The 24638-nt window shown below is 66.9% G+C and carries 29 protein-coding genes and 1 riboswitch; of the genes, 15 read left to right on the top strand and 14 right to left on the bottom strand.

From position 1 onward, the window contains the following. Window positions 1-8: 8 nt before the first annotated feature. Window positions 9-896 carry a hypothetical protein gene (locus tag ACSFA7_RS28585; RefSeq protein WP_435502480.1) on the bottom strand — a complete coding sequence of 296 codons (888 nt, stop codon included), beginning with the start codon at window positions 894-896 and terminating at the stop codon, window positions 9-11. Then, complete coding sequence (gene ruvA / locus ACSFA7_RS28580; RefSeq protein ID WP_126749423.1) at window positions 893-1465, bottom strand: Holliday junction branch migration protein RuvA; 573 nt, start codon at window positions 1463-1465, stop codon at window positions 893-895. Before ruvA ends, ACSFA7_RS28585 begins: the two co-directional genes overlap by 4 nt. Window positions 1466-1485: 20 nt before the next feature. Here ruvA and ACSFA7_RS28575 point away from each other — a divergent pair, with 20 nt between their 5' ends. Genes ACSFA7_RS28575 through ACSFA7_RS28565 form a run of 3 tightly spaced genes read left to right on the top strand, consistent with a single transcriptional unit; the run spans window position 1486 to window position 3534 of the window. Further along, entirely contained in the window at window positions 1486-2436 is a 951-nt protein-coding gene (locus ACSFA7_RS28575; protein WP_435502479.1) for a PhoH family protein, read from the top strand. 1 nt (window position 2437) lies between these two features. After that, on the top strand, window positions 2438-2899 hold the full coding sequence (gene ybeY, locus ACSFA7_RS28570; protein WP_435502478.1) for an rRNA maturation RNase YbeY: 462 nt from the start codon (window positions 2438-2440) through the stop codon (window positions 2897-2899). Then, entirely contained in the window at window positions 2896-3534 is a 639-nt protein-coding gene (locus ACSFA7_RS28565; RefSeq protein WP_435502477.1) for a class I SAM-dependent methyltransferase, read from the top strand. The genes ybeY and ACSFA7_RS28565 overlap by 4 nt, the downstream gene beginning before the upstream one ends. Here the strand turns inward: ACSFA7_RS28565 and dtd are convergent. Next, window positions 3506-3949, bottom strand: coding sequence for a D-aminoacyl-tRNA deacylase (gene dtd, locus ACSFA7_RS28560; RefSeq protein ID WP_435502476.1), 444 nt, complete (start codon window positions 3947-3949; stop codon window positions 3506-3508). The genes ACSFA7_RS28565 and dtd overlap by 29 nt on opposite strands. After that, window positions 3946-4863 carry a cation diffusion facilitator family transporter gene (locus ACSFA7_RS28555; protein ID WP_435502475.1) on the bottom strand — a complete coding sequence of 306 codons (918 nt, stop codon included), beginning with the start codon at window positions 4861-4863 and terminating at the stop codon, window positions 3946-3948. The genes dtd and ACSFA7_RS28555 overlap by 4 nt, the downstream gene beginning before the upstream one ends. A gap of 153 nt (window positions 4864-5016) precedes the next feature. On the opposite strand from ACSFA7_RS28555, the gene ACSFA7_RS28550 reads away from it, so the two are divergent. Then, window positions 5017-5511: a FecR family protein gene (locus ACSFA7_RS28550; RefSeq protein ID WP_435502474.1), complete on the top strand. Its 495-nt coding sequence runs from the start codon at window positions 5017-5019 to the stop codon at window positions 5509-5511. Continuing rightward, on the top strand, window positions 5508-6131 hold the full coding sequence (locus ACSFA7_RS28545) for an OmpA family protein (RefSeq protein WP_435502473.1): 624 nt from the start codon (window positions 5508-5510) through the stop codon (window positions 6129-6131). Before ACSFA7_RS28550 ends, ACSFA7_RS28545 begins: the two co-directional genes overlap by 4 nt. Window positions 6132-6168: 37 nt before the next feature. Here ACSFA7_RS28545 and tyrS read toward each other — a convergent pair whose 3' ends face one another. Further along, window positions 6169-7377 carry a tyrosine--tRNA ligase gene (gene tyrS / locus ACSFA7_RS28540; RefSeq protein ID WP_435502472.1) on the bottom strand — a complete coding sequence of 403 codons (1209 nt, stop codon included), beginning with the start codon at window positions 7375-7377 and terminating at the stop codon, window positions 6169-6171. Between the two features lie 183 nt (window positions 7378-7560). Here tyrS and ACSFA7_RS28535 point away from each other — a divergent pair, with 183 nt between their 5' ends. Both ACSFA7_RS28535 and ACSFA7_RS28530 read left to right on the top strand, forming a co-directional pair. Next, window positions 7561-8907, top strand: a complete 1347-nt coding sequence (locus ACSFA7_RS28535; RefSeq protein ID WP_435502471.1) for a M23 family metallopeptidase — start codon at window positions 7561-7563, stop codon at window positions 8905-8907. 36 nt (window positions 8908-8943) lie between these two features. Then, on the top strand, window positions 8944-10068 hold the full coding sequence (locus ACSFA7_RS28530; RefSeq protein WP_435502470.1) for an anhydro-N-acetylmuramic acid kinase: 1125 nt from the start codon (window positions 8944-8946) through the stop codon (window positions 10066-10068). A 3-nt stretch (window positions 10069-10071) separates the two neighbouring features. Here ACSFA7_RS28530 and mdtD read toward each other — a convergent pair whose 3' ends face one another. The 5 genes from mdtD to ACSFA7_RS28505 all read right to left on the bottom strand — a co-directional run bounded on the left by mdtD (window position 10072) and on the right by ACSFA7_RS28505 (window position 13718). Further along, window positions 10072-11505 carry a multidrug transporter subunit MdtD gene (gene mdtD, locus ACSFA7_RS28525; protein WP_435502469.1) on the bottom strand — a complete coding sequence of 478 codons (1434 nt, stop codon included), beginning with the start codon at window positions 11503-11505 and terminating at the stop codon, window positions 10072-10074. 90 nt (window positions 11506-11595) lie between these two features. Continuing rightward, entirely contained in the window at window positions 11596-11961 is a 366-nt protein-coding gene (gene erpA / locus ACSFA7_RS28520; protein WP_013543663.1) for an iron-sulfur cluster insertion protein ErpA, read from the bottom strand. 184 nt (window positions 11962-12145) lie between these two features. After that, a complete protein-coding gene (gene rpsI / locus ACSFA7_RS28515; protein WP_007827948.1) occupies window positions 12146-12538 on the bottom strand; it encodes a 30S ribosomal protein S9 in 393 nt (130 codons plus the stop codon). A gap of 12 nt (window positions 12539-12550) precedes the next feature. After that, complete coding sequence (rplM, locus tag ACSFA7_RS28510; RefSeq protein WP_013543664.1) at window positions 12551-12982, bottom strand: 50S ribosomal protein L13; 432 nt, start codon at window positions 12980-12982, stop codon at window positions 12551-12553. A 196-nt stretch (window positions 12983-13178) separates the two neighbouring features. Then, window positions 13179-13718: a hypothetical protein gene (locus ACSFA7_RS28505; RefSeq protein WP_435502468.1), complete on the bottom strand. Its 540-nt coding sequence runs from the start codon at window positions 13716-13718 to the stop codon at window positions 13179-13181. Window positions 13719-13806: 88 nt separating this feature from the next. Between ACSFA7_RS28505 and ACSFA7_RS28500 the strand changes: the two genes are divergently transcribed. Next, the gene (locus ACSFA7_RS28500) at window positions 13807-14757 is read left to right on the top strand and encodes a 23S rRNA (adenine(2030)-N(6))-methyltransferase RlmJ (protein WP_435502467.1); all 951 of its coding nucleotides are present in this window, start codon (window positions 13807-13809) and stop codon (window positions 14755-14757) included. 17 nt (window positions 14758-14774) lie between these two features. Here the strand turns inward: ACSFA7_RS28500 and ACSFA7_RS28495 are convergent, their stop codons facing one another. The 4 genes from ACSFA7_RS28495 to ahcY form a co-directional block, all read right to left on the bottom strand. Next, window positions 14775-15401, bottom strand: a complete 627-nt coding sequence (locus tag ACSFA7_RS28495; protein WP_435502584.1) for a septal ring lytic transglycosylase RlpA family protein — start codon at window positions 15399-15401, stop codon at window positions 14775-14777. An 83-nt stretch (window positions 15402-15484) separates the two neighbouring features. Then, window positions 15485-16309, bottom strand: a complete 825-nt coding sequence (metF, locus tag ACSFA7_RS28490) for a methylenetetrahydrofolate reductase [NAD(P)H] (protein ID WP_435502466.1) — start codon at window positions 16307-16309, stop codon at window positions 15485-15487. Window positions 16310-16319: 10 nt separating this feature from the next. Next, window positions 16320-17138 (bottom strand): TlyA family RNA methyltransferase, encoded by an 819-nt coding sequence (locus ACSFA7_RS28485; protein ID WP_435502465.1) that lies wholly within the window; start codon window positions 17136-17138, stop codon window positions 16320-16322. Window positions 17139-17146: 8 nt separating this feature from the next. Next, entirely contained in the window at window positions 17147-18586 is a 1440-nt protein-coding gene (gene ahcY, locus ACSFA7_RS28480; RefSeq protein ID WP_435502464.1) for an adenosylhomocysteinase, read from the bottom strand. 73 nt (window positions 18587-18659) lie between these two features. After that, a riboswitch (S-adenosyl-L-homocysteine riboswitch) is annotated at window positions 18660-18729 on the bottom strand. Between the two features lie 117 nt (window positions 18730-18846). Between ahcY and ACSFA7_RS28475 the strand changes: the two genes are divergently transcribed. From ACSFA7_RS28475 to ACSFA7_RS28445, 7 genes are all read left to right on the top strand, one after another. Beyond that, complete coding sequence (locus ACSFA7_RS28475) at window positions 18847-19482, top strand: hypothetical protein (RefSeq protein WP_435502463.1); 636 nt, start codon at window positions 18847-18849, stop codon at window positions 19480-19482. 161 nt (window positions 19483-19643) lie between these two features. Beyond that, window positions 19644-20144: a TIGR01841 family phasin gene (gene phaP, locus ACSFA7_RS28470; protein WP_206175725.1), complete on the top strand. Its 501-nt coding sequence runs from the start codon at window positions 19644-19646 to the stop codon at window positions 20142-20144. Between the two features lie 18 nt (window positions 20145-20162). Beyond that, window positions 20163-21080, top strand: a complete 918-nt coding sequence (locus ACSFA7_RS28465) for an alpha/beta fold hydrolase (RefSeq protein ID WP_435502462.1) — start codon at window positions 20163-20165, stop codon at window positions 21078-21080. A gap of 29 nt (window positions 21081-21109) precedes the next feature. Further along, window positions 21110-21535: a cyclin family protein gene (locus ACSFA7_RS28460; RefSeq protein WP_435502461.1), complete on the top strand. Its 426-nt coding sequence runs from the start codon at window positions 21110-21112 to the stop codon at window positions 21533-21535. Then, window positions 21532-22605, top strand: a complete 1074-nt coding sequence (locus tag ACSFA7_RS28455; protein WP_435502460.1) for an alpha/beta fold hydrolase — start codon at window positions 21532-21534, stop codon at window positions 22603-22605. The genes ACSFA7_RS28460 and ACSFA7_RS28455 overlap by 4 nt, the downstream gene beginning before the upstream one ends. A gap of 47 nt (window positions 22606-22652) precedes the next feature. Next, entirely contained in the window at window positions 22653-23210 is a 558-nt protein-coding gene (locus ACSFA7_RS28450) for a GNAT family N-acetyltransferase (RefSeq protein WP_435502459.1), read from the top strand. A gap of 139 nt (window positions 23211-23349) precedes the next feature. Then, window positions 23350-24603, top strand: a complete 1254-nt coding sequence (locus tag ACSFA7_RS28445) for a hypothetical protein (protein WP_435502458.1) — start codon at window positions 23350-23352, stop codon at window positions 24601-24603. The last annotated feature ends 35 nt before the right edge of the window (window positions 24604-24638 follow it).

Raw genomic sequence — 24638 nt, 5'->3', positions numbered from 1 at the left:
AGGCGGCCCTAGTCTTCGTCCATCACCCGTGAGCGGCCGAGCCAGAACCCCACGATCAAGCCGACCGTGCCGAAGCCGATGGCGCCCCAGAGGCTCAGGAAATTGAAGACGTTGTAGCGGCCCGGCTGCTGCGCCAGCGCGCTCGCGAGCTCAGGCTCGACCAGTCCGCCCAGGCCGCGTGCGGCGGCGAAATCGAAACCCGCGTCGCCCAGGAAATTGAGCGTCACCAGCATCGGCAGCACCGTCAGGAACGGGAACCACGCGCCGCGGACCTTGCGCCACTCCAGCAGGTAGGCGGCCACCAGCAGCACCGCGCCCGCGCCGATGAGGCCGAGCACGATGGGCCGCCGGGCCAGCGGCAGCAGCCAGGGCCAAACCCATTGCAGCGGATACAGCGGCCACTCCGCCTGCGGCGCAAGACCGCCCGGCCGCGCGAAGGCCTGCCACCCCAGCGCGAGGGTGGCGCGGCCGACCAGCGCAGACACACAACCCACAGCCGCAACGCCCAGGCAGCCGATGCGTAGCAGAGACGAACGAGGTTCGGGGAAAACATGCGGCGGCATGACGCTCTGCGTGTAGCTGCCACGGCTCCAGCGCTTGGTGACCACGACGGCCTGCGGCTGCGGCGGTGTCAGTTCGCCGCGGACCAGCCAGTCAATCGCAAGGATCGCCAGTGCGAACGCCATCGCGGCGGTGAGCCATGCGCAGGCGCCCGGCATGTCGATGAAGCCGGCCGGCGTCATCATCGGCAGATTGCCGTAGACGACGCCCGCGCATCCGTAGGCCAGGAGAATCGGCACACAGCCGATCAGGGCCGCGCGCATGAGCAGCGAGTCGCTGTGAACCGACTCGTGGCGCAGCGACTCGACGCGCGACCATGCTGCTCGCAGGCTCACTTGGCCAGGGCTTTCAGCGCCAGCTTGATGCCTTCGCTCACCGTCGCATCCTTGGGCAGCGCCTTGAGCGCGAGCGCGGCTTCCTTGTCGCTGTAACCCAGCGCAATCAGCGCCTGCAGGATGTCGGCCTGCGCGTCGGAGGCCGCATGCGCGGGCAGGCCGATGTCGGCGCCCAGCTTGCCCTTGAGTTCGAGCAGCAGCCGCTCGGCGGTCTTCTTGCCGATGCCGGGGATCTTCACGAGCCGGCCGAGCTCCTGTGTCGTGATCGCCTGCGACAGCTCGCCCACGCTCATGCCCGAGAGCAGCCCGAGCGCAGTGCGCGGGCCCACGCCGGTGATCTTGATGAGCTGGCGGAAAGCCGCGCGCTCCTCGGCGGTGCCGAAACCGTAGAGAATCTGCGCGTCCTCGCGCACCACGAAGTGCGTGAGCAGCGAAACGCGCTCTCCGGTGCCGGGCAGGTTGTAGAACGTGCTCATCGGCACATCGACCTCGTAACCGACGCCGTTGCAATCGACCACCACTTGCGGTGGATTGCGCTCGGCCAGGATGCCGGTGAGTTTGCCTATCATGGGTGCCCTTTTTCCTTGAAATGTCCGGCGTGATTCTGCGACACACCTTTACCCCACCGAACAACTCGCGCCTCGGACACCTGTGCGGACCGCTGGACGCGCACCTGCGCCGCATCGAGGAAGCCCTGGGCGTGAAGATCGCGCACCGCCACGAGCAGTTCAAGGTCGACGGCCCCAAGGCCTCGGCGCAGCGCGCGATGGACGTGCTGCAGGCGCTGTACGAGATCGCCCAGCGCACGATCGACCCGGCCGTGGTGCAGCTCACGCTGGCAGGCGACGGCTCGATGAGCGACGAGGACGCGGCCATGCTCGTCACGCGCCGCGCCGACCTGCGCGCGCGCACGCCGACGCAGGCGCTCTACCTGGACAACATCGCCAAGCACGACATCACCTTCGGCATCGGCCCGGCCGGCACCGGCAAGACCTACCTTGCTGTGGCCTGCGCGGTCGATGCGCTGGAGCGCGCGGCGGTGCAGCGCATCGTGCTCACGCGGCCGGCCGTGGAAGCGGGCGAGCGGCTCGGCTTCCTGCCGGGCGACCTGACGCAGAAGGTCGATCCGTACCTGCGTCCGCTGTACGACGCGCTCTACGACCTGATGGGCTACGAGAAGGTGCAGAAGGCCTTCGAGCGCAACGCGCTCGAAATTGCGCCGCTGGCGTTCATGCGCGGGCGCACGCTGAACAATGCGTTCGTGATCCTCGACGAAGCGCAGAACACCTCGGTCGAACAGATGAAGATGTTCCTCACCCGCATCGGCTTCGGCGCGAAGGCGGTGGTAACGGGCGACGTGAGCCAGATCGACCTGCCCAAGCAGCAGCTGAGCGGCCTGATCGACGCCGAGCGCGTGCTCAGGCGCGTGAGCGGCATCGCGATCACGCACTTCACGAGTGCCGACGTGGTGCGGCATCCGCTGGTGGCAAAGATCGTCGACGCCTACGACGGCCAGCGCAAACGCACCGGCGCGCATTGAGATGGCGCTGCCGGCACTTTCCCTCTCGTTGCAGTTCGGGCGCTTCAAGGGCGTCGAGCGGCACCGCATCGCGCTGCCGCGCCACAGCGTCACGCGCTGCATCCGCCATGCGCTGGACATCGACGGCGAGATCACGGTGCGCATCGTCGATGCCGACGAGGGCCAGCGCCTGAACCGCGAGTTCCGGGGCAAGGACTACGCGACCAACGTGCTGACCTTCGACTATGCGCAGAGCCCGGTCGCCATGGCCGACCTGGTGCTGTGCGCACCGGTGGTCGCGCGCGAGGCGAAGGAGCAGCACAAGACGCTGGCCGCGCACTACGCGCACCTGCTGGTGCACGGCACGCTGCACGCGCAAGGCTGGGACCACGAGACCAGCGAAGCCGACGCCGACGAGATGGAGGCGTACGAGATCCAGATTCTTGCGGAGCTGGGCATCCGCAATCCGTACGGCAAGGGATGACGGCCGAGGGCGGCGATCGCTGGCTGGAGCGATGGCTGCCCTTGCTCGTTGAACGGGCGGGCGCCGACCCCGTGCTCGAACTGGGCTGTGCCGAGGGCCGCGACAGCGCCACGCTGGTCGATGCGGGCTTGCAGGTCGTGGCGATCGAGTTGTCGTCGGAGGCGGTAGGGCGTGCCCAGGCACGGATTCCGGTGGGCGCGCAGTTCCATTGCCAGGATTTCCGTGATCCGTTTCCGCTGGCGGACGGCGCCAGTGTCGGCGTGGTGCTGGCCAGTCTGTCGCTGCACTATTTCGAATGGGGCGCGACGCTGGAACTGGTACGGCGAATTCATCGCGTGCTGCGCCCGGACGGCGTGCTGCTGTGCCGCCTCAATTCGATCAATGACCGGCATTACGGCGGGCGCGGTCCGTCGTCGGCCACCGGACGGGATGAAGACTGCTTCTACCTGTTCGACGGTTTTCCCAAGCGCTTTTTTGACCGCGCCGCGGTGGAGCGGCTCTTTGCAGACGGCTGGCGCATGCGGCATCTCGAAGAGGTCACGATCGACCGCTACGCGCACCCGAAGGTCGCATGGGAAGCGTTGCTTGAGCCTCTGCCCTACCGAGTCATTGAGTCATCTGCAGCGGGATCGTGACCGGCCCGTCGTTGAGCAGGTGCACCTGCATGTCGGCGCCGAACTCACCGGTCGCCACCACTGGATGCGCGGCGCGCGCCTGTGCCACGAAGTACGCGTAGAGCCGCCGGCCCTCGTCGGGCGGCGCGGCCTGCGTGAAGCTGGGGCGGTTGCCGCCGCTCACGTCGGCCGCCAGCGTGAACTGGCTCACGACGAGCAGCCCGCCACCGATGTCCTGCACGCTGCGGTTCATCTTGCCGGCCTCGTCCGAGAAGATGCGCAGCTTGAGGATCTTGGCGAGCATGCGGTCGGCGAGCGCGTCGACGTCGCCGCGTTCCGCGCACAAGAGGATCAGCAGGCCGGCATCGATGGCGCCGACGGTCTGGCCGGCAATGTCGACGCGGGCATTCGCGACGCGCTGGAGGATGGCTTTCATGGGTTCCGTTCTTCCACGATCTGGGTTGCGCGCGCTTCCATGGTCAGCGGCAGCAACTGGATGGTGACGCGCAGGCCGGGCACAGCGTCCATCAAGGCCTGCTCGAGTTCGTCGCGCAGGCCCGCCGCGCGCTGCAGGGTCCAGTCGCCGGGCACATGCATGTGCAGGTCGGCAAAGCGGCGCTGGCCGGCGCCGCGCGTGACCATGTCGTCGAAACGCAGCCGGCCGCCCTCGGGCTGGCGCGCCGCGAAGGTGTCGAGCGTGGCGCGCACGGTGGCGAGCGTTTCGGCGTCGAGGGCTTCGTCCATCAGCCCCTGCGACGAGCGCCACACCAGCTTGACGCCCTCGCGCACGATGTTGAGCGCCACGCCGATGGCCAGCAGCGGATCGAGCCAGAGCCAGCCGCTGAAATGCACGCCGACGATGCCGATCACCACGGCGGCGGAGGTCCACACGTCGGTCATCAGGTGGCGGCCGTCGGCCTCCAACGCGATGGAGCGGTGGGTGCGCGCCGCGCGGAACAGCACGACCGCCAGCGCCGCATTGAAGCCCGAGCTGATCACCGACAGCGCCAGGCCCCAGCCCAGCTGCTCGAGCGGCTGGGGCGACAGCAGCCGCTGCACCGACACCCACAGGATCGCCCCCGCGGCGCCGACGATCAGGATGCCTTCGAAGCCGGAGGAAAAGTACTCGGCCTTGTGGTGGCCGTAGGGATGGTCGTCGTCGGCCGGCCGCTCGGCAATGGTCACCATTGCCAAGGCGAACATGGCGCTGGCAAGATTGACGAACGACTCCATCGCATCGGAGATCAGGCCCATCGAGTTCGTCATGTAGCCCGCCACCCCCTTGAGCACGATGGTGACCAAGGCAACGGCCACAGAGACGCGAAGCAGTGTTTTGGGAGTGAGCGTCATGGGCAATCGGGACCGCGAATCGACAAAAGGCGACGCAAAAAACGGCAAAAGGCCGCAAGATGACGCTGAATTATCGGCGCAGTGTCCATATGTAACGCCTTCGGCTTAATATTTGTGACCATTGCGAAACATTCTTCGCAGAGAGTCGGGACGATGAAAAACCTCTTGAACGTTTTGGGCGGCCTCGCCCTGCTGGGCGCCGCCATGATGGCCCAGGCCCAGACAACCCCAGCCCCAGCCACCCCGGCCGGTGCGGTCGCCGACCTCCAGGCCGGTTTCGTGAAATCGGTGCGCGGCAATGTGCAGTTGCTCAGCGCCGCCGGCACCGCACGCACCGCTGCCGCGGGCGATGCCCTCGGGTCCGTCGACCGCATCGTGACCGGCCCCGACTCCTCGGCCGCCGTGGTTCTGCGCGACGACACGACCCTGGTGGTCGGCCCCTCCTCGCGCCTGGACCTGAAGGAATTCCATTTCGACTCGACCACGCGCGACGGCGGCCTCCTGGTCTCGCTGCTGCGCGGTTCGATGCGCATGATCACGGGCCTGATCGGCAAGACCAACCCCGACGCGGTGCGGGTCGAGACGCAAACCGCCACCATCGGCATTCGCGGCACCGACTTCATCGTTCAAACCGACGGAAAGCCATGATGACGACGAGCATGTCGCGCCGCCCGCTCCTCCTTCTTTCCACTGCACTGATCACCGCCTTGCTTGCCGCCTGCTCGACGCCGGGCACGCGGGTCGTGCTGCTGCCGCAGGCCGACGGCAAGCCTTCCGCCGTCGTGGTGCGCGCCAAGGATGGGGAAGAGGTCCTCTCCAAGCCCTACCAGCGCGCAACGGCCGCGGTGGGTGCCAGCGGTGCGCCGGTGGTCGACCAGGCCGATGCGGCCAAGGTCCAGGCGGAAAACAAGGCGCTGTTCGACATGCGCCCGCCCCTGCCGCAGCGCTACACGGTGTTCTTCGAGGTCGGCGGCACCACGCTGACCCCGGCGTCGCAGCAGATCATGGCCGAGGCGCTGGCCGCGGCGCTGGCGCGCAGCGGCGGCGACATCGTGGTGACCGGCCACACCGACACCAAGGGCAGCGGCGAATCGAACGACCAGTTGTCGCGCCGACGGGCGCAGGAAGTGGTTCAGCTGTTCGTCGAGCAGCGGTTTCCGGCCAACCGCGTCGAGGCCGTGGGCCGCGGCGAGCGCGACCTGGCCGTGCCGACCGCCGACGAGGTGGACGAGCCGCGCAACCGGCGCGTCACCATCGAAGTCCGGTAGTCAAAAGAAAAGGCCCCGAGGGGCCTTTTCTTTGGGGTCAGCTCAGGGTCACGCGGGCGAACTTGCGCTTGCCAACCTGCACCACGTAGGTGCCCGCGGGCAGCTTCAGCGCCTTGTCGCTGACCACGACCGAATCGACGCGCACGCCGCCGCCGTCGATCAAGCGGTTGCCTTCCGAGGTCGACGGCGCCAGATTCGCCTGCTTGAGCAGTTGGGCAATGCCCAGCGGCGCGCCACCCAGTGACACCTCGGGGATCTCGTCCGGCACGCCGCCCTTGCTGCGGTTGATGAAGTCCTGCTCCGCCGTTTCGGCCGCCGCCGCGCTGTGGAAGCGTGCGGTGATTTCCTTGGCAAGCGCGACCTTCGCGTCCTTCGGATTGCGGCCGCCGGCGATCTCGGCCTTCAGCGCCTCGATCTGCTCCAGCGACTGGAAGCTCAGGAGCGTGTACCAGCGCCACATCAGGTCGTCGGAAATCGACAGCACCTTGGCGAACATGGTGTTGGCGTCTTCGCTGATGCCGATGTAGTTGTTCTTGCTCTTGGACATCTTCTCGACGCCATCGAGCCCTTCCAGCAGCGGCATAGTGAGTATGCACTGCGGTTCTTGACCGTATTCCTGCTGGAGATGACGGCCGACGAGCAGGTTGAACTTCTGGTCGGTGCCACCCAGTTCAAGGTCGCTCTTGAGCGCCACCGAGTCGTAGCCCTGCATCAGCGGGTAGAGGAATTCATGGACCGAAATCGACTGGCCGGCCTTGAAGCGCTTGTTGAAATCGTCGCGCTCCATCATCCGGGCGACCGTGTACTTGGCGGCCAGCTGGATCATCCCGCGGGCGCCCAGCGGGTCGCTCCATTCGGAGTTGTAGCGAATCTCGGTCTTCTCGGGGTCCAGCACCAGACTGGCCTGCTTGTAGTAAGTCTGGGCGTTGGCCTCGATCTGCTCCCGGGTGAGTGGCGGGCGGGTGTTGTTGCGGCCGGAGGGGTCGCCGATCGTGCTGGTGAAGTCGCCGATCAGGAAGATCACCCGGTGCCCCAGGTCCTGGAGCTGGCGCATCTTGTTGAGCACCACGGTGTGGCCGATGTGGATGTCCGGGGCGGTCGGGTCGAGCCCGAGCTTGATGCGCAGGGGGGTCCCGGTGGCTTCGGAGCGCTGGAGCTTGCGCACCCACTCGTCCTGCGGCAGCAGCTCGTCAGCCCCACGGAGGGATATTTCGAGCGCACGTCCTACACTATTTGAGAGGGTCATGGATGTAACAGATTCGGCCTTTACGGGCTTTTTTAGCTGACTTTTTGGGTGCCGAAGCTATACTCAGCCCGACTTTTCAAGCGCCGAATTCTAAGCGGCGCTTTTTCCGCACCGTCTCCTGCCGCCCTGAACGTACTGGGCCTTGCAGCACGGATTTGCAGAACCTGAGCTGGAATTCATAGTTTGATCAACGGCATTCTTGCCGCCGAGGAGCTTCTCGCTTCTCGCGTGGCCTATACGTTCCGGACCTACCCCAAGCAGATCACCGCGGTCATCGCGGCGGCGTTGCTGAGCGCCGGCACCCTCGCGGTGGCCTCGCTGGGTCCTGACGCTTCCGACCTTCCGGTCCACCAGATTCTCGAAGCCACCGCGCCTGTCTCTTTCGCAGACCAGAGCGCGTCGCTCGAGGGCTTCAGCTTCACGCTGTTCCGCACCGACACCACCCGCTCCAGCGACACGGCCGAAGCCCTGCTCAAGCGCCTGGGCATTTCGGACCCCGCCGCCGCCGCCTTCGTGCGCAGCAGCGGCGAAGCCCGCGGTGCGCTGTTCGCGCGCGTCGGCCGCACCGTCACCGCCGAAGCCACGCAGGAAAACCAGCTCAAGAAGCTCAGCGCCCGCTGGATTCCCGACGGCGACGGCGGCTTCAAGCGCTTCGTGATCGAGCGCACGCCGGTCGGCTTCGTCGCCCTCACCGAGCGCGACACGCTGACGCCGGGCACGCGCCTGGCAAGCGGCACCATCCGCACCTCGCTGTTCGCAGCCACCGACGACGCGCGCATTCCCGACGCAGTGGCGAGCCAGCTGGCCGACATCTTTGCAGGCGACGTCGACGTGCGCGCTCTCCGCAAGGGCGACCGTTTCGCCGTGGTCTACGAGACCTTCGAGGCCGACGGCCAGGCGCTGCGCAGCGGCCGCGTGCTCTCGGCCGAGTTCGAGAACAACGGCAGGATCCACCAGGCTGTCTGGTTCCAGCCCCCGGGCGCGAACCAGAAGGGCAGCTACTACCGCCCGAACGGCGACAGCCTGCGCAAGGCCTACCTGGCGACGCCGGTCGAGTTCTCGCGCGTGTCCAGCGGTTTCGCGATGCGCATGCATCCGATCCTGAACAGCTGGCGCCAGCACAACGGCATCGACTACGCAGCCCCCACCGGCACCTCGGTGCGCACGGTTGGCGACGGTACGGTCGACTTCGCCGGTACGCAGAGCGGCTACGGCAACATCGTCATCATCAATCACCGCAACAACCAGCAAACGGCGTATGCGCACCTGAGCCGCATCGACGTCAAGGCCGGCCAGAGCGTGAGCCAGGGCCAGGCGATCGGCGCGGTGGGCTCCACCGGCTGGGCCACCGGCCCGCACCTGCACTTCGAATTCCGCGTGGGCGGCGTCTACCAGGACCCCGCCACCATCGCGCAAGAAGGCGGCGCTCCGATCACCGCGGCCCTGCGCCCGGCGTTCGAACGGATTGCCGTCGGCGCTCGCACCGAACTGGCAGCCGCCTTCTCCGTCATCCAGGCCAGCGCGGACTGATCACGACCGCGGCGGTCTCCAGACACCGATCCTGAGATGGCCGCCGAACTTTTCATCGGCCTGATGTCAGGCACCTCGCTCGACGGCGTCGACGGCGTGCTTGCCGACTTTTCCGACGGCCGGATCGCGGTGAAAGCCTACGCCACTGCCGAGTTTCCCGTGACCTTGCGTGCGGAGCTCCTGGCGCTCAACACCCCCGGCGACAACGAACTGCATCGCGCGGCGCTGGCCGGCAACGGACTCGCCCGAGCCTATGCCGGCGTAGTGCAGCAGTTGCTGTCGGACAGCGGCATTGCCGCCGGCGCGATCGCCGCCATCGGCGCGCACGGCCAGACGGTGCGCCACCGACCGCTCGAATTCGACGACGTCGGCTACACGCTGCAAATCAACAATCCCTCGTTGCTGGCCGAGCTGACCGGCATCGATGTGGTCGGCGACTTTCGCAGCCGCGATCTCGCCGCCGGCGGCCAGGGCGCGCCGCTGGTGCCGGCGTTTCACCGCGCCCTGTTCGCGCGTGCCGACGAGACGGTCGCCGTGCTGAACATCGGCGGCATTTCCAACCTGAGCCTGCTCCCGGCCACCAATGCGCCGGACGGCGCCATCGTGCGGGGCTTCGACTGCGGCCCCGGCAATGCGCTGATGGATCATTGGTGCCAGACCTACCAGGGCCAGCCCTTCGACCGCGGCGGCCAATGGGCGGCGAGCGGGCAGGTGCTGCCCCAACTGCTCGCGCAACTGCGGGCCGATCCGTATTTCGCCAAGGCGCCGCCGAAAAGCACAGGGCGCGACCTGTTCAACCCGACCTGGCTGGCCGCGCAGCTCGGCACCACGGCCATGGCGCCGGCCGACGTGCAGGCCACGTTGACCGAACTGACGGCCAGCACATGCGCCGCCGACCTCCTCAGCTACGGAAAAGATAGCAAGCTGCTGATCGTGTGCGGTGGTGGCGCGCTGAACGACCATCTCCTCGGGCGCCTGCGCGCGCTGCTTCCCGGCGTACAGGTGGTGGCATCGACCGACCAGGGCCTGCCGCCGCAGCAGGTCGAGGCCGCGGCTTTTGCCTGGCTCGCGCGCTGCACGGTGCGTCGCGATGCGGGCAATCTGGCCAGCGTGACCGGGGCGCGCGGCGCGCGGGTGCTGGGCGCGATCTACCCGGCCTGAGCTTCAACCCTGGCCGGAAACCTCCGGCTGCGCAGGCTGGGCCGCGCGCACTTCTGCCGGCAAATGCCAGAAGATCAGCGCAGATGCCACCGTGATCAAACCCATGCTTGCAAAAGTGGCCTGAAAGGCATTGAGCGTGTGGGCGGCTGTCTCGGTGCCGAAAATTCCGTTGTAGCCCGCCAGCACGGCACCCGCGGCCGCCACACCCAGGCTCATTGCCAGCATCTGCACCATCGACAGCAGGCTGTTGCCGCTGCTGGCCATGGTGCCGTCGAGGTCCTTGAGCGTGATCGTGTTCATCGCCGTGAACTGCAGCGAGTTGACCGCACCGAAGGCCAGCAACTGCAGCACGTGCAGCGCCATGGGCTGGCCGGGCGCCGTCAGGCCGAAACTGGCCATCGTGCAGCCCACCAGCACCGTGTTGACCACCAGCACCTTTCGGTAGCCGTGGCGGGTGATCAGCGGCGTGGCAAAGCGCTTCATGGCCATGCCCGCGAGCGCGATCGGCAGCATCATCAGGCCGGCCCGCACAGGCGAATAGCCCATCGACACCTGCAGCAGCAGCGGCACGAGAAAGGGCATGCAGCTGCTGCCCAGGCGCGAGAACAGGTTGCCGATGAGCCCGATGCTGAGCGTCGGCACGCGGAACAGCGAGGGCGCGAACAGCGGTTCGGGCGTGCGCGCGGCGCGCAGCCAGTAGGCCACCACGCTCGCGAAACCGAAGATCAGCACGACCATCACGCCGCCCTGGCGCAGGCCGAGTTCGGACACGCCGTCGAGCGCCAGCGAAATCGCCACCATGCCGAAGGCCAGCATCGCGTAGCCCACGCTGTCGAAGCGCTTCTGAATGGCGCCGCGCAGGTCCGGCATGTACTTGAGCGTGGCGATGCAACCCGCCAGGCCCACCGGCACGTTGATCAGGAAGATCCAGTGCCAGGAGGCGTACTGCACCAGCCAGCCGCCCAGCGTCGGGCCCAGCAAGGGGCCTATGAGCCCCGGGATCGCGACGAAACTCATCGCCTGGAGGAATTCGCCGCGCGGCACCGTACGCAGCAGCGCCAGGCGCCCCACGGGCAGCAGCAAGGCGCCGCCCAGGCCCTGCACCACCCGCGCGGCCACGAGCTGTCCCAACCCCTGCGACAGCGCACAGAGCACGGACCCCGCCGCAAACAGCACGATGGCCGCGAAGAAGATGCGCCGCGTGCCGAAGCGGTCGGCGATCCAGCCCGAGGCGGGGATCAGCATCGCCATCGTGAGCGCATAGGCCACCACCACCGACTGCATGCGCAGCGGGCTCACGTTCAGGCTCGCGGCCATGGCCGGCAGCGCGGTGTTGATGATGGTGGCATCCAGCGTCTGCATGAAGAAGCCGACGGCCACCAGCCACAGCAGGCTCTTGCGGGAGGGATCGACGGCGGTTGCGGCTTCGGACGTCATGAGGGCAGAAGGAAAGCGGAAAACAACGGGCAGCAAAAAGCCGCCCGGAGGCGGCTTTCTTGGGGGAGCCTTGTCAGCGGCATCCAGGCATCAGGCCGAGAAGCTCGATCCGCAGCCGCAGGTGCTGGTGGCGTTCGGGTTCTTGATCACGAACTGGGCGCCCTGGAGGTCTTCCTTGTAGTCGATCTCGGCGCCGACCAGGTACTGGTAGCTCATGGCATCGATCAGCAGCGACACGCCATTCTTGGTCATGGTGGTGTCGTCTTCGTTGGTGATTTCATCGAAGGTGAAACCGTACTGGAAGCCGGAGCAACCGCCGCCCTGCACGAACACGCGCAGCTTCAGCTCGGGATTGCCTTCCTCGGCGATCAGGTCGGCCACCTTGGCTGCCGCGCTGTCGGTGAAGACGATCGGCTCGGGCATCTGGGTCTGGATGTTTTCGGCTACGGCGCTCATGAGAGGTAACTCCTTGGGGGTGGCCGAACATGCGGCCAAGGGAACGAATGCTACTGCAATGCCGCATTTCAGGCAGGCTGACTGTGGCGTGCACCCCAACGCAAGTGGGGTCGGATGCCGCATCCGCCAAGTACTGGCAACGAAAAAGCCGCCCGAAGGCGGCTTTGGTTCGCAATGAACAGGATCAGCGCTTGCTGAACTGCTTGCGACGACGGGCGGAGTGCAGACCGACCTTCTTACGTTCGACTTCACGCGCATCGCGCGTCACGAAGCCGGCTTGGCTCAGCACGGGCTTGAGCGTTGCGTCGTAGTCGATCAGGGCACGGGTGATGCCGTGGCGCGTGGCGCCGGCTTGACCCGATTCGCCGCCACCGTTCACGTTGACCATCACGTCGAAAGCTTCGAGGTTGTTGGTCAGCGCCAGGGGCTGCTTGGCAATCATGATCGAGGTTTCGCGGCCGAAGAACTCTTGGATGTCCTTGCCGTTGACCGTGATCTTGCCGGTGCCTTTTTTCAGAAACACACGGGCGACGCTGGATTTGCGACGGCCGGTGCCATTGTTCCATTCACCAATCATTCTCAAGGCTCCTTACAGTTCCAGCACTTTGGGCTGTTGGGCGGTATGCGGGTGCTCTGCGCCACCGTAGACCTTGAGTTTCTTGATCATCGCGTAGCCAAGCGGGCCCTTGGGCAGCATGCCCTTGACGGCCTTTTCCAGGGCACGGCCCGGGAACTTGGATTGCATGTCGCGGAAGTTGGTGGCACTGATGCCGCCCGGGTAGCCCGAGTGACGGTAGTACACCTTGTCGATCGACTTGGCGCCGGTGACGCGCAGTTGCGCGGCATTGATGATGACGATGAAGTCACCGGTATCGACGTGAGGCGTGTAAATGGCCTTGTGTTTGCCGCGCAAACGGAGAGCAACTTCGCTGGCTACTCGTCCGAGGACCTTGTCGGTCGCGTCAATCACAAACCACTCGTGCGTCACGTCAGCGGGCTTGGCGCTGAACGTTTTGGTCATGAGTTTTTCTCTTGAAAAGAGGGTTTGGCGAGCCCTTTTCCACGGTCGGCGTTCCTCTGATGGGAATCTCTTAGGTGGGGTTTCATTCGCCCCGCAAGACGGGTTGAATGCCTTCGCCGCGGGGCCACAAAAACGCTGCGAAGCCCGCGATTATATGAAGAATTGGCCGATCTGGCCAATTTCGGGTCTGGCCCGGTCAGCGCACCGGCGCGGTCACCGGCCCGGTCAGCACCGCAGCCTTGGTAGCCGGCGCATCGAGCTTGCGCACCAGCGTGCCGGTGTCCAGGCTTTCGTCGCGGTGGCCGCTGCGGTCGTACAGGCGCTCTTCGCCGATGACCATTTGGATCCAGGTCGGGTAGGTGTAGGCCGTGCCGGCGCTGTCGTCCACCGCCGCGCCGATCACGCCACCGGCCACGACGAAGTTGCCCAGGAAACCGATGTTGGGACGCGAGACCGCCTGCCCGGTGGCCACGCCTTGGCCGTCGACGGTGCACTGGATCATCAGGTCGGCCCGCGAGCGGCGCACGCCGATGACCCGGCCGGATCGCATCCTCACCTTGGCCTTGTCGTTGACGGCCCTGCATCTCGCATCGGGAATGATCTCCCCGGTCTGCGACAGGACGTCGACGCGCATCGGCTGATCGAGTCCCTGGCTGATGGCGGCGCAGCCGCCCAGGGCCGACAAAATTCCCATCGTGGCCGCGAGGCCCCAAAATCTCCAGTTCGACGGACTCATCCTGTTTCCCTCTAGTTTTGTAATTTGATGTTACCGCGGCTTCATTGAAGAGGCTGTTGCGCATCTGCCACCTATCCCGGAATCCCTCATGTTCAGTTACCGCCACGCCTTCCATGCCGGCAACCACGCCGACGTGCTCAAGCACACGGTGCTGATTGCCACGCTCGACCACCTGCTCGAAAAAGAGGCCGCCCTCACGGTCGTGGACACCCACGCCGGCGCGGGCCTCTACCGGCTCGATGGCGACTACGCCGACACCAGCGGCGAAGCGGCCGACGGCATCCTGCGCCTGCTTGCTCCACCCAAGGAGCCCGCCGCAGCTGCGCCCGCCGCGAAGTCAACCGCCAAGAAAGTCGCGCCAGAGGCCGAGGCCCCATTGGCCGACGCGATCGCGCGCTACCTCAGCGTGATCCACGACTTCAACCCCAAGGGCGGCGCCCGCGTCTACCCCGGCTCGCCGTTCATCGTGCAGCACCTGCTGCGCGACCACGACAAGCTCAAGCTGTTCGAGCTGCACCCGACCGATTCGCGCACGCTCGGCGCCAACATCGCACAGCTCGAAGCCGGCCGGCAGATCGCCGTGTTGACCGAGGACGGCTTCGGGAGCGCCACCAAGTTCCTGCCGCCGCCTTCGCGCCGCGCGCTGGTGCTGATGGACCCGAGCTACGAGATCAAGAGCGACTACGCCCGGGTGCTCGACTTCGCGGCCGAGGCGCTCAAGCGCTTTGCCACGGGCACGTATGCGGTCTGGTATCCGATCATTCCGCGGCCCGAAGCGCACGACCTGCCGCGCCGGCTCAAGACCATGGCGACCAAGGCCGGCAAGCCGTGGCTGCATGCCACGCTGACGGTCAAGTCGAGCAAGCTGACGGCCACGCCGACCGGCGAGACCAAGCGCCCCGGCCTGCCGGCCAGCGGCATGTTCCTGATCAACCCGCCGTACACCTTGAAGCCGCTGCTCGCGGCGGCGCTGCCGCAACTGGCCGAGAAGCTGGCGCAGGACCGCAACGCGACCTTCTCGCTCGACAGCGGCGGCTGATCCGCCCGTTCAGCGATTCAGCGGCGACGCCGCGGCGGCACGATCGCCTTGCGCCGTGCCGGCACCGTGGCCTTGGCGCGATCGGCGCCCGGCGCCACGGGCGCAGCCGCTTCGCCCGGCTCCACATCGACACCGCCGCAGCGCATGCCCGCGGGGCCGACGACCGACAGTGCCACCTGCTTGATTCCAAGCCCGATCAGGCCGATGCGCTCGGCCGCGGCACGGCTCAGGTCGATCACGCGGCCCTGCGCATAGGGTCCGCGATCGGTGATGCGTACCAGCACCTCGCTGCCGTTGACCAGGCTGCGCACGCAGACGCGCGTTCCGAACGGCAGGGTCTTGTGGGCGGCCGTCAGGGCCGTCATGTCGAAGCGCTCGCCGCTCGCTGTCTTGCGCTGGTGGAACTGGATGCCGTACCAGGACGCGCCGCCGCGCTCGAAGATCTCGCGCGGACCGTCGTCGCCGGGCACGCCGTCGTCGGGCGTCAGTTCGCCGGTGCCGGACACTGCGAGGTCATAGCGCACCGACGGCACATCCGACCGCGCCGAGGCGCCCGGCGGAACCGCCAGCCCCTTCGAGAGCGGCCGCAGCCGCGAGCCCGCTGCGGCACCCGGATCGGTGCCGCCTTCGGTGGCAGGCGGCATGGCGCAGCCCGCGAGCACGCAGGTGGCGGCGACGATCGCGAGGCGAAGCCCCGCGCGCAGCGACGAACCTGCGGCGCCCCCTCTCAATCGAGGCGCTCCAGCACAGCCAGCGTCGCCGCAGACTGGTTCATCGTGTAGAAATGGATCGCGGGTGCGCCGCCGTCGCGAAGGCGCGCGCAGAGGTCGGTCACCACGTCCAGCCCGAAGGCCTTGATCGATGCGGTGTCGTCGCCAAAGCCTTGCAGGCGCAGGCGGATCCAGCGCGGAATCTCGGCGCCGCAGGCGTCCGAGAAACGCATCAGCTGCGTCGAGCTCGTGATTGGCATGATGCCCGGCACGATCGGCGTGTCGATGCCGAGCTTGCGCACGTCGTCGACGAAGCGGAAGTAGGCCTCGGGGCTGAAGAAATACTGCGTGATGGCCGAGTCGGCACCTGCCTTCACCTTGGCGGCAAAAGCCTGCAGGTCGGCCTCGGGCGAGCGTGCCTGCGGATGCACTTCGGGATAGCAGGCCACCTCGATGTGGAAGTCGCTGCCCGTTTCCTCGCGGATGAAGGCCACGAGATCGCTCGCGTAGTGAAACTCGCCGCCGATGCCGTAGCCGCTCGGCAGGTCGCCACGCAAGGCCACGAGGCGCTTGACGCCCATGGCCTTCAATTCGGCCAGTTGCTCCCGCACCGTGGCGCGCGTAGCGCCGATGCACGAGAAATGGCTGGCGGCATCGACGCCTTCGTTCAGGATCTCCTGCACCGCACCGAAGGTGCCCTGGTGCGTGGAGCCGCCCGCACCATAGGTGACCGAGCAGAACTGGGGCGTGCGCACATACAGCTGCTGGCGCACCGCGCGCAGCTTGACCGCGCCTTCGGGCGTCTTGGTCGGGAAGAATTCGAAACTCAGCGGAAGGCGCACCTGCGTCTCCTTAGGAACCGTTCGCGCCCGTCGCGCGCACAGCGTGAATGAAAAACTCGCGGTTGCCGTCGCCACCGGCGATGGGGCTGTCGAACCAGCGCAGCACCTTCAGGTCGAGCGCCGCGCAGGCGTCGTGCAGGCGCTTCTCGACGATCTCGTACATCGCCGCGTCACGCACGATGCCGCCCTTGCCGACCTGGCCGGGCTGCAGCTCGAACTGCGGCTTGACCAGCATCAGCAGGTGGCCGTCGTCGGCCAGGAACTGGACCACGGCCGGCAGCACCAGCGTCTGCGAGATGAACGACAGGTCGCCCACGATGAGGTCGAAGCGCGGGTCGGAAGGTTCCCCGCCCTCTGGCGCGTCCCCTTCTTCTTCATCGCGATCCTCTCGCAGGTCGTCCGCAGACAGCGCCCGTGCATTGACCCCTTCGATGGCCACCACGCGCTCGTCGTCGCGCAACTTCGCATGCAACTGCCCGTGGCCGACGTCGACGCCCACCACCTTCGTCGCACCGCGTTGCAGCAGGCAATCGGTGAAGCCGCCGGTCGACTGGCCCACATCGAGGCACAGCTTGCCCGCAGGATCGATACCGCTCACAGCCAGCGCGCCTTCGAGCTTGAGCCCGCCCCGCGACACGTAGCGCGCCTCGGCTGCATCGTCGAGCTCGAGCTCGGCGGAGTCGGGCACTTCGTCCTTGTTCTTGACGACCGAGCGCCATGCGTCGCTCGTGCCCGCATCGCGCCAGCGCATGCCGCCGGCAATGAGCCGCACGGCCTGCGAACGCGAGGCGGCGAGGCCGCGTTCCACCAGCAATTGATCGGCGCGCATGAACCCGATCAGTAGCGGTACGTGTCCGGCTTGTACGGGCCGTTCTTGCTAACGCCGATGTAGGCAGCTTGCGCGTCGGTCAGCTCGGTCAGCATCGCGCCGACCTTCTTCAGGTGCAGGCGCGCGACCTTCTCGTCCAGGTGCTTGGGCAGCACGTAGACCTTGCCGGCCTGGTACGCATCGGGCTTGGTGAACAGTTCGATCTGCGCGATGGTCTGGTTCGCGAACGACGACGACATCACGAAGCTCGGGTGGCCCGTGCCGCAGCCCAGGTTCACCAGGCGGCCCTTGGCCAGCAGGATGATCTTCTTGCCATCCGGGAAGGTGATGTGGTCGACCTGCGGCTTGATCTCTTCCCACTCGTACTTCTCGATCGACGCGACGTCGATCTCGTTGTCGAAGTGGCCGATGTTGCAGACGATGGCCTGGTCCTTCATCTTGGCCATCGTGTCGTGCGTGATGACGTCCTTGTTGCCCGTGGTCGTCACGAAGATGTCGGCCTTGTCGGCGGCGTATTCCATCGTCACGACCTTGTAGCCTTCCATCGCGGCCTGCAGGGCGTTGATGGGGTCGATTTCAGTGACCCACACCTGCGCCGACAGTGCGCGCAGCGCCTGGGCGGAGCCCTTGCCCACGTCGCCGTAGCCGGCCACGCAGGCCACCTTGCCGGCGATCATCACGTCGGTCGCGCGCTTGATGCCGTCGACCAGCGATTCGCGGCAGCCGTACAGGTTGTCGAACTTGCTCTTGGTGACCGAGTCGTTCACGTTGATGGCGCGGAACAGCAGCGTGCCCTTGGCACTCATCTCGTTCAGGCGGTGCACGCCGGTGGTCGTCTCTTCGGTCACGCCGATGATCTCGGCGGACTTGCGGGTGTACCAGGTCGAATCGACAGCCAGCTTGGCCTTGATCGCCGCAAAGAGGATGCGTTCTTCTTCACTGCCCGGATTGGCCAGCAAGCTCTGGTCCTTTTCGGCGCGCTGGCCCAGGTGCATCAGCAGCGTGGCGTCGCCGCCGTCGTCCAGGATCATGTTCGGGCCTTCGCCCTTCGAGTCCTTGGGACCGAAGTCGAAGATCGCGTGGGTGTAGTCCCAGTAGTCTTTGAGCGACTCGCCCTTGATCGCGAACACCGGCGTGCCCGAAGCGGCAATCGCTGCAGCGGCGTGGTCCTGCGTCGAGAAGATGTTGCACGAGGCCCAGCGCACGGTCGCGCCCAGGGCTTGCAGCGTCTCGATCAGCACGGCCGTTTGAATGGTCATGTGCAGCGAGCCCGTGATGCGCGCGCCCTTGAGCGGCTGCGCCTTCGAGAACTCTTCACGGATGGCCATCAGGCCGGGCATTTCGGTTTCCGCAATGCGGATTTCCTTACGACCCCAGGCGGCGAGGGACAGATCGGCAATCGCCTGGTCGGCGGTCGAAACGGGGGTGGGCTTGAGAACGGCGCTCATGAGAACTCCAAAACTGGTTTGAAAGATGCCACTGCGTACGGGGTCTGACGGAAAAGGGACTCACCGCGAGAACAGCGGGTGAGCGTGGTTGCGATGTGGTCCGAGCCTCACGCCTTGATGGCGCTGCAACGCTCCTCGGAACGGCGGATTGTAGACGGGGTGCCAGGCCGAGCCAACCGCTGGGGTATCCCGCATGACGGGAAGCGCGTTTCGTTTTCGAGGCGTACATTGATCCGCACTCCAACACCAAGACCCCTCCCATGCTCTCCAGAATCTCCTCGACCCTGCTGGCCTCGGCCGCCCTTCTTGCCGGCGCGGCCGCGCCGGTCGCCGCTTCGGCACAAGCCCCTTCCGAACAAGTCCGCATCCGCGGCACCATCGTCCGCGTCGACGCCAAGACACTCGTCGTGCAGGACCGCGGCGGCGAAGTCGTCAGCCTCGCGCGGCCGGCCGACATGCAGCTGGCGGAGGTCTACCGCATCAAGCTCGCCGACATCAAGAAAGGCAGCTTCATCGGCACCGCCGCCATACCGCAGGCCGACGGCACGCAGAAGGCGCTCGAAGTCGTGGTGTTCCCCGAGGCCGCGCGCGGCACCGGCGAAGGCCACCGGCCGTGGGACCTGCTGCCGGAGAGCACCATGACCAACGCCACCGTCGCCGACCTGGCCGCGGCGCCGAAGTCGGTGCGCGGCGGGCAGCAATTGCGCCTGACCTACAAGGGCGGCGAGAAGACCGTCATCGTGCCGCCCGACGTGCCAGTCGTGACCTTCCGCCCCGGCACCGAGGCGCTGCTGGTGCCCGGCGCCAAGGTGCTGGTCAATGCACAGGAAAAGAACGGCACGCCGACGGCGCTGCGCGTCACGGCCGGGCGCAACGGCTTCGCGCCGCCGATGTAAGCGATGTAAGGCAAGTCACCCAAGGGAAATCCCGCAGGCAAATTTGTCGCTGCGGGGACCGCGGGCGTGCCGGTGCGGCGTATCGTGGCGAGGGACTTTTGCCGTCCGGCCGGTCCTTGTTTGCCATTCACCCGTTCACCCGACACAGGAGATACCGCACCATGGCCACTGCCAAGAAAGCCGCCGCCAAGAAGACCACTGCCAGCAGTAGCAGCAGCGCCAAGACGGCCGCTCCCAGCGCCGCCGACATGCTCAATCCGCTGAAGAATCTCAAGGGCATGACCGATCGCCTGCAGGAACTCAACCTGACCGGCGGCGCGGGCAAGCTGCTCGAGAGCGGCCGCAAGGACCTGCAGGCGCTGATGCAGGCCAATGAAAAGTCCTACCAGGGCCTGCAGACCGTGGTGCAGCGGCAGACCGAGATGATCAAGAGCGCCATCACCGAATGGCAGACGGCCGCCAAGGAAATGCCCGGCAAGGACGCCAAGGCCAACCTGGCCAAGCTCGACGAGCTCGGCCGCCAGTCGTTCCAGCGCGCCATCGACGACATCAAGGAGCTGGCCAACCTCGCGGCCAAGTCGCAGGCCGATGCCTTCGACGTGGTGCGCCAGCGCATCCAGTCCAACGTGGACGAAGTGACCAAGCTGCTGCAGCGCAAGTAGGCGCAAGGCGCCCGCGCGATGACCGCCGTCCCACCCCGCACCGAGCGCCGCACGCTCGCCAACGGCATCGACATCGCGTGGGACAGCTTCGGCGATCCCGACGCGCCGCCGCTTCTCCTGATCATGGGCCTCGGCGCCCAGATGGTCGCCTGGGACGACGCGTTCTGCGCGCGCCTGGCCGAAGCCGGCGGGCACCGCGTGATCCGCTTCGACAACCGCGACATCGGCCATTCCACGCACCTGCCGCACCTGGGCATTCCCGACATCCAGGCGCTGATGCTGCAGGCCATGGCGGGCAAGCCGCTCGTGGTGCCCTACACGCTGCGCGACATGGCGGCCGATTGCATCGGCCTGCTCGATGCGCTCGGCATCGACCGCGCGCACATCGTGGGCGCCTCGATGGGCGGCGCCATCGGGCAGGAGCTGGCCATCCATCACCCGGAGCGCATGCGCTCGTTCACCAGCATCATGTCGACGACCGGCAACCCGGCGCTCCCGCCGCCCACGCCCGAGGCGATGGCGGTGCTGTTCTCGCCGACGCCGCTGACCTTCGACACCTACCTGCCGCACTACAGGAAGGTCTGGCGCGTGCTGCGCGGCCCCGACTTTCCGCTCGACGAGGCGCGCGATGCCGAACGCGCGCAGCTCATCTTTTTGCGCGGGCTCAATCCGGGCGGTGTGGCGCGCCAGCTGGCGGCGATCTTCGCGTCCGGCAACCGCAGGCCCGCACTGCGCGACGTGCGCGTGCCGACGCTGGTGATCCACGGCGATGCCGATCCGCTGGTGCCGGTCGAGTGCGGCGTCGACGTGGCCGATGCCATTGCGGGCGCAAAGCTGCTGCGCATTCCGCGCATGGGCCATGCGCTGCCGATCCCGATGTGGCCGCAGATCATCGACGCCATTGCCGCGCACACCGGGCAGCGTCGCGACCATTGAACGACCGATAGACGACGGGGCCTCTGTCCATGAACAAGTTCTCCCCCCTCGACCCGATGGCCATGTGGCGCGAGCTCACGGCCCAATGGGAAAAGAGCACCAACGAATTCGCCAACGAGACCATGGCCTCGGACCCGTTCCGCCAGGGCATGCACGGCGGCATGAACGCCTCGCTCACCGCGCAGAAGGGGCTGGGCGACCTGATGGCGCGCTACCTCACGATGCTGAACCTGCCCACGCGTGCCGACATCCAGGCGCTGGGCGAGCAATTGCAAAGCATCGACGATCACCTGGCGAACATCAGCCGCGCCATTGAAAGCGGACGCTCCCCGGCTGTATCTTCGGCCGCCCATGCGCCGCCCCAGCCGCGCCGCACAAAGAAGCCCCCGCAGGCGAAGGCAGCCGCCCCGGCTCCGACCGCCCCGAAGCGCACCGCCGGAAAGCGGGCACGATGAGCGCCACCGCGGACGCGTTCGCCCTGCCCGACATCGGCGCCGAGATCGAGCGCGCGATCCAGCGCAACCTCAAGGGCCTGGACTTCCTGACTTCGGCCGCGCCGGCCATGGGGCAGACGAGCCGGGACGAAATCCACCGCCGCGGCACGCTGAGCCTGTACCACTACCGCCCGCTGGTCGACGAGATCTATCGCGTGCCGCTCCTGATCGTCATGGCGACCACCAATCGCGGCTATATCCTGGACCTCGCGCCGGGCCAGAGCATGGTGGAGCACCTGCTGCTCCAAGGCTACGACGTCTACATGATGGACTGGAACGCGCCGCGCCCCCAGGAAAAGCAGCTGCGCATCGAGGACTACGTGCTCGACTTCATCCCCGATTCGCTGCGGCGCGTGCAGGCGCGCTCCGGCGAGGAGGACGTCACGCTCGTGGGCTACTGCATGGGTGGCGTGCTTTCCACGCTCTACGCGGCGCTGCATCCCGACGGGCCGATCAAGAACCTTGCGCTCTTCACCACGCCCATCGACTTCAGCCGCATGAAGCTCTTCCATGCGTGGTCGGACCGGCGTTACTTTGACGTCGATCGGCTCATCGACACCGTGGGCAACGTGCCGCCCGAGATGCTGTTCGCCTCCTTCGACATGCTGCGCCCCGCAGGCCGCAGCGCCGGCGTGGTGCAGCTGTGGGACAACATGGCCAATGACGAATTCGTCAAGTCGTACCGCATGTTCGACCGCTGGGGCACCGAGATGCTGCCGCTGGCCGGCGAGTACTTCCGCCAGACCGTGAAAGAACTGATGTGGGACAACAAGCTCCTGCGCAACGAGCTGGTGCTCGGCGGCCGCAAGGTGCTGCTCGCGAACATCAAGGTGCCGGTGCTGCACGCGCTCGCGCAGCACGACCACATCGTTCCCTATGAGGCCGGCCAGCCGCTGATCGCCAACATCGGCTCGGCCGACAAGGAAGAGGTGGTGCTCAAGGGCGGCCACGTCAGCCTGGCCGCGGGCGCCAACGCGGTGCGCCGGCTGTGGCCCAAACTCGACGACTGGCTTGGAGTGCGCTCGACATGACCATCACTGCTGTCTCCGACTCTTTTTCGCGAACCTATCCGCGCACCGTGACGAGCAGTGACGGCAACATCGTCCTGCGCCTGATGAATGCGGACGACGCGGCCGCCGTGCTGGCTTTCGCGCAGGGCCTGCCCGCGCACGACCTGCTCTTCCTGCCGCGCGACATCACCGAGCCCAAGGTGATGAACGCCTGGGTCCGCGCCATCGAGCGTGGCGACATCGACAGCGTGCTCGCGGTGCGCGGCACCACCGTGCTCGGCTGCGCGGCGGTGATCCGCGACCCGCACTCCTGGTCCAGCCATGTGGCCGAACTGCGCCTCCTGGCCGCGCCCGAACTGCGCGGCAGCGGCCTCGGCCATCGGCTCGCGCGGGAGGCCTGCGCGCTGGGCATCGAACGCGGCGCGGAAAAACTCGTCGCGCGCATGACCGTCGACCAGCGCAGCGCCATCGCCGTCTTCCAGGCGCTGGGCTTTCGCCCCGAGGCGCTGCTGAGCAAGCACGTGAAAGACCGGCAGGGCGTGACGCACGACCTCGTGGTGCTGAGCCACGACGTGGCGCAGTTCGAGGCGCAGATGCGGGCGTATGGGATGGCAGAGGCTTTTTAGGGTTCGGCGACAACAATTGCGCGGTTTTTGTAATCAAAAGCATCTAAAAAATTAGCGTCTAAAGCTACGATCCATCGGTGCCCGGAGGGGGCGCGAGGTCGGTGCACATGGCACCGGTGAGCGGATCGGAGAAAAAACAATGAAGACGACACTTGCTGCGCTGTGGAGCGCGGTTGTTCTGTGCCTGGGCCTGACGGCTTGCGGCGGGGGTGGAGGAAATAGCGGCGGGAACGGCATCGCCGCGCCAATGGCTGCCGATGCCAGCGGGCCTGCCCTTTCAGATTCGCCGGCACTCCAGGCGCGGGGCGACGAAGGGGCGCCGTCGCTGACGGCCCAGGCGGCAACGAGCGCAGCCTTGGACGCACAAGCCATCACCGCGCGACTGAACGGCGCGGATGCACGCAACGGCTTGTACTACGTCTATGCCGCGAACGGGACCAACGGCACGCGGCAAAAGCTCCGCGTCAACTTCGACACCAGGAGCTACATGCTGACGGACCACCTGGGCCAGGCGACGTCGGGCACCTTCGGGGAAGACCCGGGCGAGCCCGGCACGTACCTCTTCGCGAGCAGCCGCATCACCGGCGCAGTGAACACGGCGCGTTTTCGCATTGCCGCCGACGCCATCGTCGGCGCGTTCCCGTTCGAGAAGCCGTGGTCGAACCCGGTCAGCTATCAGGTCACCGCCTTCATCGGGGCACGCGCCTTCGTGACCGACCCCGCACAGCTCGACGGCGAATACAACCGCCTGGGCATCAGCCTCAACAGCGACGGCAGCGCCGACTCGCAGATCGTGCCGATGGTCATCTCGGGCAAGGGCACGCAGTTGATGATGTGCTTCGACAGCGCGATCTACCAGCCGGAGGCTTGCCCGCTCCAATCGCGGCGCGTCTACACGATCACGCCGGGGGCGGATTTCGTCTGGACCGGCACCAACGTCAATGCGCCCACCGACGTGCTGGGGTTCCGCATGGCACGCATCGGCGGGCAGAACGTGGCGCTGCTCGGCGGTGCCAGCCTCACGGCCCCCGACGTGCGGCCCTTCCGCATCGCGCTGCGCGACCTGACCACCTGGCCGACGGCGCGCTACGTCGGCAGTTCCTCGGACGGCCGCTGGGGCACGAACCTCCTTGGGCCCGCGAGCACGTCGCGCACCAGCTTCGATGCGACAGGAACATCCGCCACCCTGACGCTGCCGGTGAACGACGTCGACCCTCGCATGCCCCAGGGCATCCGCCTGATCAACGGCAGCGGCGTGGACAGGTACTTCGCGACCCAGAACGGCACGCTGGCGGTGATCGTCGGCGCGCGCAATCCCGGAACACAGGGCTACATCCAGATCGGCCTGTTCAAGGACAACGGCGGTGTCGATCCGCGAAGCGGCAGCTACTAGGCTTACTCCGCACAGCGCGATCCGGTGAGGCTGAC

The organism is Variovorax trehalosi (genome assembly GCF_051216415.1).
Classification (GTDB): Bacteria; Pseudomonadota; Gammaproteobacteria; order Burkholderiales; family Burkholderiaceae_C; genus Variovorax.
This window is presented reverse-complemented; position numbering and strand designations above follow the sequence as displayed.